The sequence below is a fragment of the Vibrio sp. YT-19(2023) genome (assembly GCF_033337395.1).
In genome coordinates this window covers 1-714 of record NZ_JAWOQN010000469.1, presented here as the reverse complement: position 1 = coordinate 714, position 714 = coordinate 1, and the positions used below count along the sequence as shown (strand labels likewise).

The 714-nt window shown below is 51.3% G+C and carries 1 protein-coding gene; it reads left to right on the top strand.

The window, feature by feature from the left end; translation table 11 throughout:
* Nucleotides 1–714: peroxidase family protein (locus R7E78_RS26565; RefSeq protein ID WP_318058667.1), on the top strand; the 714-nt coding region annotated here is incomplete at both ends.

The following is a 714-nucleotide window of genomic DNA, read 5'->3' as shown; positions in this document are numbered from 1 at the left end:
GGCTGGTGGTCATACCGTGGGTAAATGTCACGGTAACGGTGATGCTGCCAACCTTGGCCCAGATCCAGAAGGCGCTGACGTGCATGAACAAGGCCTTGGTTGGATGAACCACAAGACTCGTGGCATTGGTCGTGACGCGGTAACAAGTGGTTTGGAAGGGGCTTGGACAACGCATCCGACTCAATGGGATAACGGTTATTTCTATTTGCTCTTCAAATACGATTGGGAACTGAAGAAGAGCCCAGCCGGCGCTTGGCAATGGGAGCCTATCGACATTGAAGAACAAGACAAGCCTGTTGATGTAGAAGATGGCTCTAAGCGCGACAATCCAATCATGACCGATGCCGATATGGCACTCAAAATGGACCCTGAATATCGCAAGATTTCAGAACGTTTCCAACAAGACCCTGCATACTTTGAAGATATGTTTGCTCGTGCGTGGTTCAAACTGACTCACCGTGATATGGGACCAAAATCGTGCTACCTAGGCCCAGATGTACCTAGCGAAGATCTGATTTGGCAAGACCCAACGCCAGCAGGCAAAACGGACTACAACGTCGATCTTGTGAAAGGCAAAATCGAAGCGAGCGGCTTGTCTATCGCTGATTTGGTCGCCACCGCTTGGGACAGTGCCCGAACTTATCGTGGCTCTGACCGACGTGGCGGCGCAAATGGCGCGAGAATTCGTTTGGCTCCGCAAAAAGATTGGCAAGG